This window comes from Pseudomonas sp. HLT2-19-2 (assembly GCF_054898005.1).
In genome coordinates this window covers 5738165-5752266 of the sequence record NZ_CM142712.1, presented here as the reverse complement: position 1 = coordinate 5752266, position 14102 = coordinate 5738165, and the positions used below count along the sequence as shown (strand labels likewise).

Below are 14102 nucleotides of genomic sequence, written 5' to 3'. Positions count from 1 at the left end.
TGCTTGAAGGCTAGGACGGATTTTTCGGATGAGCAGGCCGGCTGTTTTTCAGCGTGTGTCGGCACTCGGACTGCGGGCAATAAAAAGCCCCGCACGGCGAACCGTGCGGGGCTTTTGGTACCGCTGGGGAAGTCTTACAGGCCGGCAGCAGCGCGCAAGGAATCGGCGCGGTCGGTCTTTTCCCAGGTGAAGGTGGTGAACGTGTCTTCGCCCACAGTCTTGGTGGCCGGGGTACGACCGAAGTGGCCGTACGCAGCGGTTTCCTGGTACATCGGGTGCAGCAGGTCGAGCATGGTGGTGATTGCGTATGGACGCAGGTCGAACACTTCGCGAACCAGTTTGACGATTTTGTCGTCGCTGATTTTGCCGGTGCCGAAGGTGTTCAACGAGATCGACGTCGGCTGAGCAACACCGATCGCGTAGGAAACCTGGATTTCGCAACGCTCGGCCAGGCCGGCTGCCACGATGTTCTTGGCCACGTAACGACCGGCGTAGGCGGCCGAACGGTCAACCTTCGATGGATCTTTGCCGGAGAACGCGCCGCCGCCGTGACGGGCCATGCCGCCGTAGCTGTCGACGATGATCTTGCGACCGGTCAGGCCGCAGTCGCCCACCGGGCCGCCGATGATGAACTGGCCGGTCGGGTTGATGTGGAATTGGGTGTCTTTGCTCAGCAGTTCGGCAGGCAGTACGTGCTTGACGATCAGTTCCATCACGCCTTCGCGCAGGTCTTTGTAGGACACGTCAGGGTTGTGCTGGGTTGACAGTACAACGGCGTCGATACCGACAACCTTGCCGCCTTCGTAACGGCAAGTCACTTGCGACTTGGCGTCCGGGCGCAGCCAAGGCAGCAGGCCGGATTTACGGGCTTCGGCCTGACGCTGAACCAACTGGTGCGAGAAAGTGATCGGTGCTGGCATCAGCACGTCGGTTTCGTTGCTGGCGTAGCCGAACATCAGGCCCTGGTCGCCGGCGCCTTGATCTTCAGGCTTGGCACGGTCGACACCTTGGTTGATGTCTGGGGACTGCTTGCCGATGATGTTCATCACCCCGCAAGTGGCGCCGTCGAAGCCGACATCGGAGCTGTCGTAGCCGATGTCCAGAATGACGTTACGCACGATCTCTTCCAGATCGACCCAGGCCGACGTGGTGACTTCACCCGCGATGATTGCCACGCCGGTTTTAACCAGCGTCTCGACCGCTACACGGGCGAATTTGTCTTCAGCAATGATGGCGTCCAGCACCGCATCGGAAATCTGGTCGGCGATTTTGTCCGGATGCCCTTCAGACACGGACTCGGAGGTGAAGAGGGAGTATTCGCTCATCTCGATTTTTTCCTGAATTTACCGATGGTGAGTGTCGCCAGTCGGTCGCTGAAAGTGGCGAACCTGGATCTGGAAACCATTACGTAAGCCTACATAGAGGCTTTCCCCGGGAGCGAGTCCCGCAGCGGTGGCCCAACGGGCCAAATCGTCCTGTTCAAACCCCAACCAGAGATCACCGCAGGCCTCCCTGGCCCAACTCTGGTTGTGGCTACATAACTCTGTCACGAGCAGGCTACCGCCTGGTTGCAGCAAGTCGGCCATGCGCTTGAGCGCTTCGGCCGGCGCGGCAAAATGGTGCAGCACCATGTTCAGTACAACGCAATCGGCTTGAAGGCTCACACCGTTCAATGCATCGGCCAATTGCAGGCTGACGTTAGCCAGCGTTTCACGTTCGCAGACCTGGCGCGCCAGTTCGAGCATCGCCGGGCTGTTGTCCAGCGCCGTGACCTGGGTGAAGCGGCGCGCCAATTCCGGAAGAAATGCACCGTCTCCGGGGCCGACTTCGATGGCCGTGGCGCCTTCGCTGAAGCTCAGCTTGTCGAGCAGCGCCAGCACGCTTTCGCGGTATTGCGGCAGGCCGGCGATCAAGTCTTGCTGGGCGCGAAACTTCTCCGCGACCCGTGAGAAAAAGTCCTGGCTGGCCGCCGCTCGTTGCCCATGGACCTGACCGATTCGCGACTGCACCTCGGCAGGCAGGGTCAGGTTGTCCACTTCTTCCAGTAGCGCAGCGTGCAGCTTGCCGCCCAGCAGGTCGGTGTGGGGCAGGGCGCGGCGGTAGAAAATCGCGTTGCCTTCACGGCGAGTCGCCACCAGATCGGCCTGGGACAATACCTTTAGGTGGTGACTCATGCCGGACTGACCGATACCGAAGATCTGCGCCAGTTCCAGCACGCCGAACGAATCGTTGGCCAGCGCGCGCAATACATTCAGACGAAGAGGATCGCCGCCGGCCTTGCACAGGGCCGCCAGCTCATCGCAATCGTCATGTCGAATGGAAGGTGCGTTTAAATTCATAGGCCAGCAGTCTAGTGACGGTCAGAAATCACCGCAAGAGCAATATCAAAAAGTTTTGATATTGCTCGATAGATGGCACTTCTCGGGGAAAGGGTCCTCTACAAATCGTCAGCGGAAAGGTTTCATCAGGCGAATGCGACTTTATCCACCGGAAAAACGCCTTCAGATGACTATCTGTCATTGCCCCGAGGCGGCCCGGTGAGGGAAAATGCTCGCCTTTTTTCCGTTTCGTTTTATTCACTCTCGATTCAGAACCCGCAGGAGAACAGCGATGCCCAGCCGTCGTGAGCGTGCCAACGCCATTCGTGCCCTCAGCATGGATGCCGTGCAAAAAGCCAACAGCGGCCATCCCGGTGCCCCTATGGGTATGGCGGATATCGCCGAAGTACTTTGGCGTGACTACCTGAAGCACAACCCGAGCAATCCATCGTTCGCCGACCGTGACCGCTTCGTGCTGTCCAACGGTCACGGCTCGATGTTGATCTACTCGCTGCTGCACCTGACCGGCTACGACCTGTCGATCGATGACCTGAAGAACTTCCGCCAGCTGCACAGCCGCACCCCGGGCCACCCGGAACTCGGCTACACCCCGGGCGTTGAAACTACCACCGGTCCACTGGGCCAAGGCCTGGCCAACGCCGTTGGTTTTGCCCTGGCAGAAAAAGTCCTGGCGGCGCAGTTCAACCGTCCGGGCCACAACGTCGTCGACCACCACACCTACGTGTTCCTGGGTGATGGCTGCATGATGGAAGGCATTTCCCACGAAGTCGGCTCCCTGGCCGGTACGTTGGGCCTGGGCAAACTGATCGCCTTCTACGATGACAACGGCATCTCCATCGACGGCGAAGTCGAAGGCTGGTTCACCGACGACACGCCTAAGCGTTTCGAAGCCTACAACTGGCAGGTCATCCGCAACGTCGACGGTCACGATCCTGAAGAGATCAAGATCGCGATCGAAACCGCGCGTAAAAGCGAGCAACCGACGCTGATCTGCTGCAAGACCACCATCGGTTTCGGTTCGCCGAACAAGCAAGGCAAAGAAGACTGCCACGGCGCCCCACTGGGTGACGCGGAAATCGCTCTGACCCGCGCTGCGCTGAAATGGAATCACGGCCCGTTCGAAATACCGGCCGACATCTACGCCGAGTGGGACGCCAAGGAAACCGGTCGCGCGGCCGAAGCCGAGTGGGATCAGCGTTTCGCGGCCTACTCTGCAGCTTTCCCTGAGTTGGCCGACGAATTGGTCCGTCGCTTGAGCGGCGACCTGCCGGAAGACTTCGCTGAAAAAGCCTCTGCTTATATTGCTGAAGTCGCCGCCAAGGGCGAAACCATCGCCAGCCGTAAAGCCAGCCAGAATGCACTGAATGCCTACGGCCCGCTGTTGCCTGAACTGCTGGGCGGCTCCGCTGACCTGGCCGGTTCCAACCTGACCCTGTGGAAAGGTTGCAAAGGTGTTTCAGCTGAAGACGCCAGCGGCAACTACATGTACTACGGCGTTCGCGAGTTCGGCATGAGCGCGATCATGAACGGCGTGGCTCTGCACGGCGGTCTGGTGCCTTACGGCGCGACCTTCCTGATGTTCATGGAATACGCCCGCAACGCAGTGCGCATGGCCTCGCTGATGAAGAAGCGTGTTGTGTTTGTCTACACCCACGACTCCATCGGTCTGGGCGAAGACGGCCCGACTCACCAGCCGATCGAGCAACTGACCAGCTTGCGCAGCACGCCGAACCTCGACACCTGGCGCCCAGCCGATGCCGTTGAATCGGCTGTGTGCTGGAAACTGGCTCTGGAACGCAAAGACGGCCCTTCGGCGCTGATCTTCTCGCGTCAGAACCTGCAGCACCAAACCCGCAATGCGATTCAGATCGCCGACATCGCCCGTGGCGGTTATGTGTTGAAGGACTGCGAAGGCGAGCCTGAGTTGATCCTGATCTCCACCGGTTCCGAGGTGGGTCTGGCGGTTCAGGCCTACGACAAGCTGACCGAACAAGGTCGCAAGGTGCGCGTGGTTTCGATGCCTTGCACCAGCGTGTTCGATGCTCAGGATGCCGGCTACAAGCAAGCGGTTCTGCCGTTGCAGGTCAGCGCCCGTATCGCCATCGAAGCCGCCCACGCGGACTACTGGTACAAGTACGTGGGCCTGGAAGGCCGCGTCATCGGCATGACCACCTACGGCGAATCGGCGCCTGCGCCAGCCTTGTTCGAAGAGTTCGGCTTCACCTTGGAAAACATCCTGGGTCAGGCTGAAGAGCTGCTGGAAGACTGATCCAGACGTTGCGTTATCGGGGCTGACGTCTTCGCGGGCAAGCCTCGCTCCTACAAGGGGTTGCGTTGTTTTGCGGGATTGGGATAACCCCAATTCCCAAATCAGCCGAAGACCTGTAGGAGCGAGGCTCGCCCGCGAAGGCGGCAGACCTGGCGACCACATTCCCAAGCTTCATCGAGAACCCCATGCCTCAACCGCGTCCTTACAAAGTTGCACTCAACGGCTACGGCCGGATTGGTCGTTGCGTCTTGCGTGCGTTGTTCGAGCGAGGGGCGGCGGCCGGGTTTGAAATTGTTGCGATCAACGATCTGGCTGACATGGCCAGCATCGAATACCTGACACGCTTCGACTCCACTCACGGGCGCTTTCCCGGCGAAGTGAAGGTCGACGGCGATTGTCTGCATATTAATGGCGACTGCGTGAAGGTCCTGCGCAGTCCCACCCCCGAAGGCATCGATTGGGCGTCGCTGGGTGTCGATCTGGTGCTGGAGTGCTCCGGCGCCTACCACACTCGGGTCGACGGCCAGCGTTTTTTGGATGCCGGCGCACCGCGAGTGCTGTTTTCTCAGCCGATGGCCAGCGAGGCGGATGTCGACGCCACCATCGTCTACGGCGTGAATCAGGATTGCCTGACGGGTGATGAGTTGCTGGTGTCCAACGCGTCCTGTACCACAAACTGCGGCGTGCCGCTGTTGCGCCTGCTGAATCAGGCCATTGGCCTGGAATACGTGTCGATCACTACCATTCACTCGGCGATGAACGATCAGCCGGTGATCGACGCCTATCACCACGAAGACTTGCGCCGCACCCGTTCGGCGTTTCAGTCGGTGATTCCGGTGTCCACTGGTCTGGCGCGTGGCATCGAACGGCTGTTGCCGGAACTTGCCGGGAGAATTCAGGCCAAAGCCGTGCGGGTGCCAACGGTAAACGTGTCTTGCCTCGACATTACGATGCAGACCGTGAGCGATACCGACGCCACCGAGGTCAACCGGATTTTGCGCGAGGCCGCCACCACTGGCCCGCTCAAAGGCCTTCTGGCCTACACCGAGTTGCCTCACGCCAGTTGTGATTTCAACCATGACCCACATTCGGCCATCGTCGATGCCAGTCAGACCCGAGTTTCCGGCCCACGGCTGGTGAACATCCTGGCCTGGTTCGACAACGAATGGGGTTTTGCCAACCGAATGCTGGATGTTGCGGAACACTATCTGCAAGCAGCTGGCTCTCCAAAACACTGCTCTCCAAAACAGTAGGAAATGCGACCCATGACCGTGTTGAAGATGACCGACCTCGATCTGCAAGGTAAGCGCGTACTAATCCGCGAAGACCTCAACGTCCCAGTCAAGGACGGTGTTGTCACGAGCGATGCGCGAATCCTGGCCTCGCTGCCGACCATCAAGCTGGCCCTGGAAAAAGGCGCGGCCGTGATGGTCTGCTCGCACCTTGGCCGTCCGACCGAAGGCGAGTTCTCGGCCGAGAATAGCCTCAAGCCAGTCGCTGATTACTTGAGCAAGGCCCTTGGCCGCGAAGTGCCGCTGGTGGCCGATTACCTCGGCGGCGTCGACGTGAAGGCCGGCGACATCGTGCTGTTCGAAAACGTGCGCTTCAACAAGGGCGAGAAAAAGAACGCTGACGAACTGGCACAGCAATACGCCGCCCTGTGCGACGTGTTCGTGATGGACGCCTTCGGCACCGCTCACCGCGCCGAGGGTTCGACCCATGGCGTGGCCAAGTTCGCCAAAGTCGCGGCGGCTGGTCCGTTGCTGGCCGCCGAACTGGACGCACTGGGCAAAGCCCTCGGCGCCCCGGCTCAACCCATGGCGGCCATCGTTGCCGGCTCCAAGGTCTCGACCAAACTTGATGTACTCAACAGCCTGAGCCAGATCTGCAACCAGCTGATCGTCGGCGGCGGCATTGCCAACACCTTCCTGGCCGCTGCCGGTCACCCGGTCGGCAAGTCCCTGTACGAGCCGGATCTGCTGGACACCGCTCGCGCCATCGCCGCCAAGGTCAGCGTACCGCTGCCGGTCGACGTCGTCGTGGCCAAGGAATTCGCTGAAAGCGCCACCGCTACCGTCAAGCTGATCGCTGATGTGGCCGCAGACGACATGATTCTGGACATCGGCCCACAGACCGCGGCGAATTTCGCGGAGCTGCTGAAGTCGTCCAAGACCATCCTGTGGAACGGCCCGGTGGGCGTGTTCGAATTCGACCAGTTCGGTAACGGCACCAAAGTCCTGGCCCAGGCCATCGCACAAAGCTCGGCGTTCTCCATCGCTGGCGGCGGCGACACCCTGGCAGCGATCGATAAATATGGCGTTGCTGATCAGATCTCCTACATTTCTACCGGCGGTGGCGCGTTCCTCGAATTCGTCGAAGGCAAGGTTCTGCCGGCCGTTGAAGTCCTGGAAAGCCGGGCCAAGGCCTGAGGCCGCCCATTTGACCAGGCAAAGGAGTGTTCAGATGGTCAAGACGTTAGCACTGTTGATTATCGCGGGTTCGCTGGCGGCTTGCGGGAGTAACCCGAAAGCCCCGAAGGTACCCGAGACGCCTGAACAGGACAAAGGCTGCTACCAGGCCGACTGGCAGGCGGAAACCAACCCGGTGATCAACAAGCGTTCCGGGCCTGATGGCCTGGACAAATACGAGACGCAGACCCCGGCCAAGGAACATGGTTGCCCTTGACGGGTCTGACACTTTACTCAGGGCTGGCGGCGTGCGTCGTCAGTCGAGGAACATGGATGAAAGGTTTTATCGCCGTTACGGCGCTGGCTCTGCTGGCAGGTTGCGCCAATTTGAACCTGTTCAAGCCTGCCGAATCGACGGACAGCTGGACCACCTGGACCTGCGACAGTCAGGCCAATGTGCTCTGGCGCTACACCGACGAAAGCCGCAAGGAAGTCGACGTTCGCTTGGGCGGTGCCGATCAGGTTTACCGCTTGAAGCATGAGCCGGGCGCCGAAGGTTCGCTGTACAGCAACGACATGCTGGCGTTTCACATAAAAGGTGAGGAAGGCCTGGTGTACTGGGTCGCCACCAATGATTTGATCGGCCGCGGTTGTAAAGCGCAGTAACGCCGCAAGACTTAGGCAACACCGAATTGGCAGGTCGGACTAACCCCCGATCTGCAATAACTTGAATAGCCGCCGCCGCTACGGCAGGCTGGCACGATTAACGACCCTCAACCGGGAGATACACACACAATGGCACTTATCAGCATGCGCCAGATGCTGGACCACGCAGCCGAGTTCGGCTACGGCGTTCCAGCCTTCAACGTCAACAACCTTGAGCAGATGCGCGCCATCATGGAAGCCGCTGACAAGACTGACTCCCCGGTGATCGTCCAGGCTTCGGCCGGTGCTCGCAAATACGCCGGCGCACCGTTCCTGCGTCACCTGATCCTGGCGGCGATCGAAGAATTCCCGCACATCCCGGTGTGCATGCACCAGGACCACGGCACCAGCCCTGACGTCTGCCAGCGCTCCATTCAACTGGGCTTCAGCTCGGTGATGATGGACGGTTCCCTGGGCGAAGACGGCAAGACCCCGACCGACTACGACTACAACATCCGCGTTACCCAACAAACTGTTGCCCTGGCTCACGCCTGCGGCGTATCGGTAGAAGGCGAGCTGGGCTGCCTGGGTTCGCTGGAAACCGGCATGGCCGGTGAAGAAGACGGCATCGGCGCCGAAGGTGTTCTGGATCACAGCCAAATGCTGACCGACCCGGAAGAAGCCGCTGACTTCGTCAAACGCACCCAAGTCGACGCCCTGGCCATCGCCATTGGTACCAGCCACGGCGCGTACAAGTTCACCAAGCCGCCTACCGGCGACGTGCTGGCCATCGACCGCATCAAAGAGATCCACAAACGCATCCCGAACACCCACTTGGTGATGCACGGTTCGTCTTCGGTTCCGCAAGACTGGCTGGCGATCATCAACCAGTACGGCGGCGACATCAAAGAAACCTACGGCGTGCCGGTTGAAGAAATCGTCGAAGGCATCAAGCACGGCGTGCGCAAGGTCAACATCGACACCGACCTGCGCCTGGCCTCCACCGGTGCGATGCGTCGCCTGATGGCAACCAACCCGAGTGAGTTTGATCCGCGTAAGTTCTTTGGCGCGACTGTGACGGCGATGCGTGATGTGTGTATCGCTCGCTACGAAGCTTTCGGCACTGCCGGTAATGCTTCGAAGATCAAGCCGATCTCGTTGGAAGCGATGTATCAGCGTTATTTGAAGGGTGAGTTGAACGCTAAGGTTAACTGAGCCTTAAGCGTTTGAGTCGCATAAAAACCCGCCGCGAGGCGGGTTTTTTGTGGTCGGAGATTTTTACGCGGTGCAGCTAACGCTCGGCGAATCAAATGTCACCTATAGCGGACATTTTTAAGGCTTGAGGGCAGAAAAGTCGGATATAGGTAACATTTTATCGGTTCGATTTCTCGTCAAACCCACGCTGCTCAATCCCCCGAAACTCATCGCTTACATCCTGGACCAGGATCCGCGCACAGATCTAGGGACAGATCTATTTAATCGTCACCTTGTTCTCACAGATCTTCGAGGTAGCGCTTGTAGTCACCCGGCTCGGCGAACACAACCTTCCTGTTGGGGCCGCGTTGCACGACATGATGCGGATAGTTGGATAACACAACACGTCCCATTCTGGGCATATATAGCCCTTACGTCCTTGTAGTATGGGGGAGCGTAGCAGCAAATAGTTGTGCTCCTACCGATCAAGTCATTTCCAGTACTTCTTCTTTTTAAGTTATATCGTTTATCGCAAAAAGGTATTAAAACCTGTCATTTATTACAGGTGACTTAATGCTGGTCGATGCCTATTGTTTAATGCGTAACCGAGAAAAAATAATGAGGTGGATTAAATATATCTGTTAAATTTATTTGAAAGAAGCAGAGGTCTAGTATGCAAATTTCTATAAAAACACTCACAGGTAAGACAATTAAGCTCGAAGTTGAGCCAAGTGATTCAATTGAAAATGTGAAGGCGAAAATTCAAGATAAAGAGGGGGTTCCGCCTGACCAGCAGCGACTGATATATGCTAATAAACAACTTGAAGATAGTTCTACATTGTCTGGTTGTAAAATTGAAAGTGGCAGTGCTGTACATTTGGTTTTACGTTTGCGGGGTGGTTAATATAACTAAAGGTTGAACAGATCTAGTTAATTATCCCCTAGGCTCCTATTCGAGTTGTTTCGCAGGCCTGTCGCGCGCTCAATGCGATATTCGCAATCCGGTGATCTGCTCATCTCGTCTGTAAATCGAGGATTGCCCGTCAGTTGGCCGCGCTGGAGGGCGTCTCTGATTAATTGCAATTCTGAGGAAGGACTAAAAGGGGACCGATTTATTTAATCGTCCCCTTTTCCTTAAAAAGCCAAATATTTAGCTATTAACTGGCTGATCAAACCCTCGCTGCTCAATCACCCTGAGCACGTCAGCAATATCCTGAACCATAATCCGAGCGATGTTGGTGACGGTGTTGATATCGTTCTCGGCATAGTCCGGCAGGCTGGTGCAGGCCATCAGATGCAAGTATTTGAGGACGGCGTTGAGGCGTTCGCTGACGCAGTTGTGGCGTTCGCGTAGCGGGGCGTCGCTGTCGATGAGCAGGACGGGGTAGTCGGTGGCGAATTGGGACATGGGGGTGAAGCGGCGGGGCGGTAGCTGATTTGACATGAAAAATCCTTAACTCAAGAAAAGAATTAGCCACCGCTTGCTGCGAAACAAATTGGGTGGCAACTGTGCGCGGGTTCGCAGACCGAGGAGTTAAGACCCGGCAGACCCGAAGGTCTCCCACGCACAGCCGCCATAAAAAACGAGTACGGGCAAGCGCTGCCCGTGTCGTATTTTGACGGTTGTGGTTCTAACTCGGTAGGGCTGCGAAACCCTATCGCCGACTGTTGCCGGCGACGGGGCGAACTATAAGCCGCGACTTTGGCGGCTGCAACCGGGGTGTAGGACCGCGCACTGTTGGCGAAGGGGCTTGTCGGAACGCCGCATCGCCCCGTTCGGCGGCGCAGCCGTCGTAAAACCGGGCACTGCGGTGTGTCTGAGGAAATAGGGTGGCAGGGTTTGGGGCTGCTTCGCCGCCCAGCGGGAGCAAGCTCCCTCGCCACAGTGGGAGCAGTCCTACGAGTTTTGCGGACGCCAGGATTTTGTAGCAGCTGTCGAGCCTGCGAGGCTGCGTTCGATCGCGAAGCGGTCGCAATCTGGAAAACACTGGATTCCTGAAAAAACGCAGTCGCCGGTTTTACGACTGCTTCGCAGCCGGACGCAGCCTCGCGGGCTCGGCAGCTGCTACAGGGATTGAGTCGCGCTTAAGGGCTTACTTATCGTGATCAATATCCAGCTTGGTGAACGTCACTTTCCCGCCTTCACTGGTGTACCCCGTGTAATCCTGCACATAAACCCCGGCCTTGAAGTACAGCGGCTTGTCGCGCCAGGACGCGCTGATGTCGGTGTCCCACTGGTAGCCTGCCGCACTGATACCCAGCGCGCCGCCCGGGCTCAGGTGGATGAGGTAGTTGAATTCCTTATCCAGTTTCACCCCGGTAGCAAGGGTGATCACCCGCCCTTCACCGTCATCAGGGCGCATACGAACCTTGGCGACGATGTTGCCCGACTGCGTGCTGGTCTTGTACTGATACTCGAGCTTCACCATGGGGTTCTGGCTTTTATAGGCATGGATCTGGCCGATGACGATCTTGCCCGAACTCGGAACCTGGTTCACCGCCAGGGTGGCACGCAGGGAGTTGTCGGCGTCAGGGTAGAGCCAGTTACGCAGGGTGCCGTTGCTGTAGGTTTCGCGAAGTTCGGTGCGGGGATACTTTGCATTTTCAGTTTTAGAGCCGGTGACCGGGGACCAGAAAAACAACGTGCCGGAGTCGGAATGGAAGTATTGACCCTTGAAGCCGTCCACCAGTTTGCTTGTTTCAACGGTGTACGGCGGATTGCCGACAGGAACGCTGAGGTTCCATGTTGCGAGATCGATCATAGACAAAGCTTCCACAGATTTTAAAGCACGGACGTACCAGAAGCTCTGGCACGCGCCTCGGGGCCAATCTTTATAATCGCAGAAGTTCAATTTGTTAATGCGTAAATGACAAGCGGTTGACGTCAAACTCCTGTCAAAAGGCCATCTTTCCCGGTTTTAGGGGCCTGTAGCGCCGACCGTTAGTCGATAATGAACGCTTTAGTTAAATGATGGCGCACTGACACCTTCTGCTTTCGCGGATCCCGGTCTAGAGTGAAGACTTAGTATTTGTCCGGTTTTCACGAGAAACCGGCCTGACGTCCCGCAAAAGAGAAGCAGCATGGAATGCGCGCAACCCCCGCCAGCTGAAGGCAGCTCAATCCTTTTAATCGTCGATGATTACCCTGAAAATCTGATCAGCATGCGAGCGCTGTTGCAGCGCCAGGATTGGCAGGTCATGACCGCCGCCTCTGGCTTCGAGGCACTCAGTCTGTTACTCGAACACGATGTCGACCTGGTGCTGCTGGATGTGCAGATGCCGGGCATGGACGGTTTTGAAGTGGCGCGCCTGATGCGCGGCAGTCAGCGAACCTGTCTTACGCCAATCATTTTCCTCACCGCCAACGAACAGTCCCAGGACGCCGTGATCAAGGGCTATGCCAGCGGGGCGGTGGATTACCTGTTTAAACCGTTCGACCCACAAATTCTCAAGCCCAAAGTCCAGGCGCTGCTCGAGCATCAGCGCAATCGCCGTGCACTACAACGCCTGAGCCACGATCTGGAGGTCGCACGCGCGTTCAATGCCTCGGTGCTGGACAACGCCGCCGAAGGCATCCTGGTGGTCGGTGAGGACGGTCTGATCCGCTTTGCCAATCCGGCGATGTCGCGGCTGCTCAATGCCACGGTGCAAGACCTGCAAGGCAAAGAGTTTCTGGATTTCCTGCAAAATCCGCACATCCCGATCTGGGCCGACTCTGAGCTGTTCGCCGGTTACAAACGCGGCGAAACCTTGCGCCTGCATGATGCATTGCTGCGTACGGCGCCCGGCCAGCAGGTGCCGGTGGCGCTGTCCTGCGCGCCATTGCCCAGCGAACAACAGGCGATGGTGGTGACGGTGCTGGACATGTCGGTGGTGCGCCATCTGCATCAGCAACTGGAGTTCCAAGCGGTCACTGACCCATTGACCGGGCTGCTCAATCGTCGCGGCTTTTACCAGACGGCGGAAAACCTGCTGCTGCGTGGCGAACGTTCCGACAGCGCCTGGGTGCTGCTGTATCTGGACCTCGACGGCTTCAAGCGGGTCAATGATTCCCTCGGTCACGATGCCGGCGACCGTGTGCTGCGTTGGGTGTCCGAGCAGTTGAAGGCCTGTCTGCGGCCCTTCGACATTCTGGCGCGCATGGGCGGTGATGAGTTCACTGCTTTGCTGGATCTGGAATTCCCCGAGCAAGCGGCAAAGATTGCCGAGAAACTCATTGAGCGGATGTCGATCTGTCAGCAGATTGATGGCCTGGATATCGCGTTGGGCGCCAGCATCGGCATTGCGACGTACCCAGATTGCGGTGCCAACCTCGACGGCCTGCTGCGCGCATCGGACATCGCCATGTACGAAGCCAAGCGCGCCGGCCGTCAGCAATATCGTTTCTACGATCACGAGATGAACGGCCGCGCACGCTCGCGGCTGATGCTCGAAGAAAGTGTACGCGCGGCGATCGAGAACCGTGATTTCAATTTGGTGTATCAACCTCAGGTGGCCATTGTCAGTGGGCAGATTCGCGGGTTCGAAGCGCTGCTGCGCTGGCAACACCCGAGCGTCGGCGATGTACCACCGGGGCTGTTTTTACCGTTACTGGAAGAGGCGCGGTTAATCAGTCACCTGGGCAGCTGGATCTATCAACAAGTGGCGAGCCAGCGAAAAGCCTGGGAAACCTCGTTTGCTGAGGATCTGGTGCTGGGCGTCAGTTTGAGCGGTACGCAGTTTGGCATGCCCAATCTCGTCACCGAGTTGCGCCAGGTACTGGAGTGCCATGGTTTGCAGGCGCGCCATCTTGAAGTCGAGGTCACTGAAGAGGGCTTGATGCAAAACCCTGAGGACACTCGTAAACAGCTGCGCCTGCTGCGTAACCTGGGCGTGCGAGTGGCTTTGGATGACTTCGGTTCCGGGCCGTGTTCATTGTCTCAACTGCGTGATTTGGAGTTGGATACGCTCAAGCTCGACCGGGATTTGATTGCCCGGCTACCGGAGTCCTCACGCGATGCGGCGCTGGTGCGCAATGTGATCGACCTGTGCAAGCAGTACGGGATGCTGGTGGTCGCAGAAGGGGTGGAAACCGTTGCGCAATATCAGTGGCTGCAAGCCAATGGTTGCGAGTACGTACAAGGGTTTCTGGTCGCGCAGCCGATGATGGCCGAGGACGTCGGCGAGTTTGTGCAGCCATTCGACTGGAACACGCTGACCGGCTGAATTCGCTACACTGGCGACCTTTTCGTGATGTGTGTTGCCGCC

General features: G+C 58.1%; 12 protein-coding genes. 8 read left to right on the top strand and 4 right to left on the bottom strand.

What is annotated here, in order from left to right; genetic code table 11:
- Positions 1-134 precede the first annotated feature (134 nt).
- Entirely contained in the window at positions 135-1325 is a 1191-nt protein-coding gene (gene metK / locus ACYZTU_RS27075; protein ID WP_461966826.1) for a methionine adenosyltransferase, read from the bottom strand.
- An 18-nt stretch (positions 1326-1343) separates the two neighbouring features.
- Positions 1344-2339: an ArsR/SmtB family transcription factor gene (locus tag ACYZTU_RS27070; protein WP_461966825.1), complete on the bottom strand. Its 996-nt coding sequence runs from the start codon at positions 2337-2339 to the stop codon at positions 1344-1346.
- 271 nt (positions 2340-2610) lie between these two features.
- Between ACYZTU_RS27070 and tkt the strand changes: the two genes are divergently transcribed.
- From tkt to ACYZTU_RS27035, 7 genes are all read left to right on the top strand, one after another.
- Positions 2611-4608 (top strand): transketolase, encoded by a 1998-nt coding sequence (gene tkt, locus ACYZTU_RS27065; protein ID WP_461966824.1) that lies wholly within the window; start codon positions 2611-2613, stop codon positions 4606-4608.
- A 185-nt stretch (positions 4609-4793) separates the two neighbouring features.
- Complete coding sequence (epd, locus tag ACYZTU_RS27060) at positions 4794-5861, top strand: erythrose-4-phosphate dehydrogenase (protein WP_461966823.1); 1068 nt, start codon at positions 4794-4796, stop codon at positions 5859-5861.
- A gap of 12 nt (positions 5862-5873) precedes the next feature.
- Positions 5874-7037, top strand: a complete 1164-nt coding sequence (locus tag ACYZTU_RS27055; RefSeq protein ID WP_282380632.1) for a phosphoglycerate kinase — start codon at positions 5874-5876, stop codon at positions 7035-7037.
- Positions 7038-7071: 34 nt separating this feature from the next.
- Positions 7072-7293 (top strand): hypothetical protein, encoded by a 222-nt coding sequence (locus tag ACYZTU_RS27050; protein WP_046045274.1) that lies wholly within the window; start codon positions 7072-7074, stop codon positions 7291-7293.
- Positions 7294-7349: 56 nt separating this feature from the next.
- Positions 7350-7682, top strand: coding sequence for an MliC family protein (locus tag ACYZTU_RS27045; RefSeq protein ID WP_461966822.1), 333 nt, complete (start codon positions 7350-7352; stop codon positions 7680-7682).
- Positions 7683-7811: 129 nt separating this feature from the next.
- Entirely contained in the window at positions 7812-8876 is a 1065-nt protein-coding gene (fba, locus tag ACYZTU_RS27040) for a class II fructose-bisphosphate aldolase (RefSeq protein WP_046045276.1), read from the top strand.
- A gap of 652 nt (positions 8877-9528) precedes the next feature.
- Positions 9529-9759: a ubiquitin-like protein gene (locus ACYZTU_RS27035; protein ID WP_461966821.1), complete on the top strand. Its 231-nt coding sequence runs from the start codon at positions 9529-9531 to the stop codon at positions 9757-9759.
- Positions 9760-10005: 246 nt separating this feature from the next.
- On the opposite strand, the gene ACYZTU_RS27030 is transcribed toward ACYZTU_RS27035, so the two are convergent.
- A complete protein-coding gene (locus tag ACYZTU_RS27030; protein ID WP_461966820.1) occupies positions 10006-10299 on the bottom strand; it encodes a fructose-bisphosphate aldolase in 294 nt (97 codons plus the stop codon).
- A gap of 649 nt (positions 10300-10948) precedes the next feature.
- Positions 10949-11617, bottom strand: a complete 669-nt coding sequence (locus ACYZTU_RS27025; protein ID WP_461966819.1) for a polysaccharide lyase family 7 protein — start codon at positions 11615-11617, stop codon at positions 10949-10951.
- Between the two features lie 319 nt (positions 11618-11936).
- Here ACYZTU_RS27025 and ACYZTU_RS27020 point away from each other — a divergent pair, with 319 nt between their 5' ends.
- Positions 11937-14060, top strand: a complete 2124-nt coding sequence (locus ACYZTU_RS27020) for a putative bifunctional diguanylate cyclase/phosphodiesterase (protein ID WP_461966818.1) — start codon at positions 11937-11939, stop codon at positions 14058-14060.
- Positions 14061-14102 lie beyond the last annotated feature (42 nt).

Excerpts from the sequence above, each read along its gene's own strand:
- ACYZTU_RS27020 (WP_461966818.1), top strand. The coding sequence starts at position 11,937 with ATGGAATGCGCGCAACCCCCGCCAGCTGAAGGCAGCTCAATCCTTTTA.
- tkt (WP_461966824.1), top strand. The coding sequence starts at position 2,611 with ATGCCCAGCCGTCGTGAGCGTGCCAACGCCATTCGTGCCCTCAGCATG.
- ACYZTU_RS27050 (WP_046045274.1), top strand. The coding sequence starts at position 7,072 with ATGGTCAAGACGTTAGCACTGTTGATTATCGCGGGTTCGCTGGCGGCT.
- ACYZTU_RS27070 (WP_461966825.1), bottom strand. The coding sequence starts at position 2,339 with ATGAATTTAAACGCACCTTCCATTCGACATGACGATTGCGATGAGCTG.
- epd (WP_461966823.1), top strand. The coding sequence starts at position 4,794 with ATGCCTCAACCGCGTCCTTACAAAGTTGCACTCAACGGCTACGGCCGG.
- fba (WP_046045276.1), top strand. The coding sequence starts at position 7,812 with ATGGCACTTATCAGCATGCGCCAGATGCTGGACCACGCAGCCGAGTTC.
- ACYZTU_RS27030 (WP_461966820.1), bottom strand. The coding sequence starts at position 10,299 with ATGTCAAATCAGCTACCGCCCCGCCGCTTCACCCCCATGTCCCAATTC.
- ACYZTU_RS27035 (WP_461966821.1), top strand. The coding sequence starts at position 9,529 with ATGCAAATTTCTATAAAAACACTCACAGGTAAGACAATTAAGCTCGAA.
- ACYZTU_RS27025 (WP_461966819.1), bottom strand. The coding sequence starts at position 11,617 with ATGATCGATCTCGCAACATGGAACCTCAGCGTTCCTGTCGGCAATCCG.
- ACYZTU_RS27055 (WP_282380632.1), top strand. The coding sequence starts at position 5,874 with ATGACCGTGTTGAAGATGACCGACCTCGATCTGCAAGGTAAGCGCGTA.
- metK (WP_461966826.1), bottom strand. The coding sequence starts at position 1,325 with ATGAGCGAATACTCCCTCTTCACCTCCGAGTCCGTGTCTGAAGGGCAT.
- ACYZTU_RS27045 (WP_461966822.1), top strand. The coding sequence starts at position 7,350 with ATGAAAGGTTTTATCGCCGTTACGGCGCTGGCTCTGCTGGCAGGTTGC.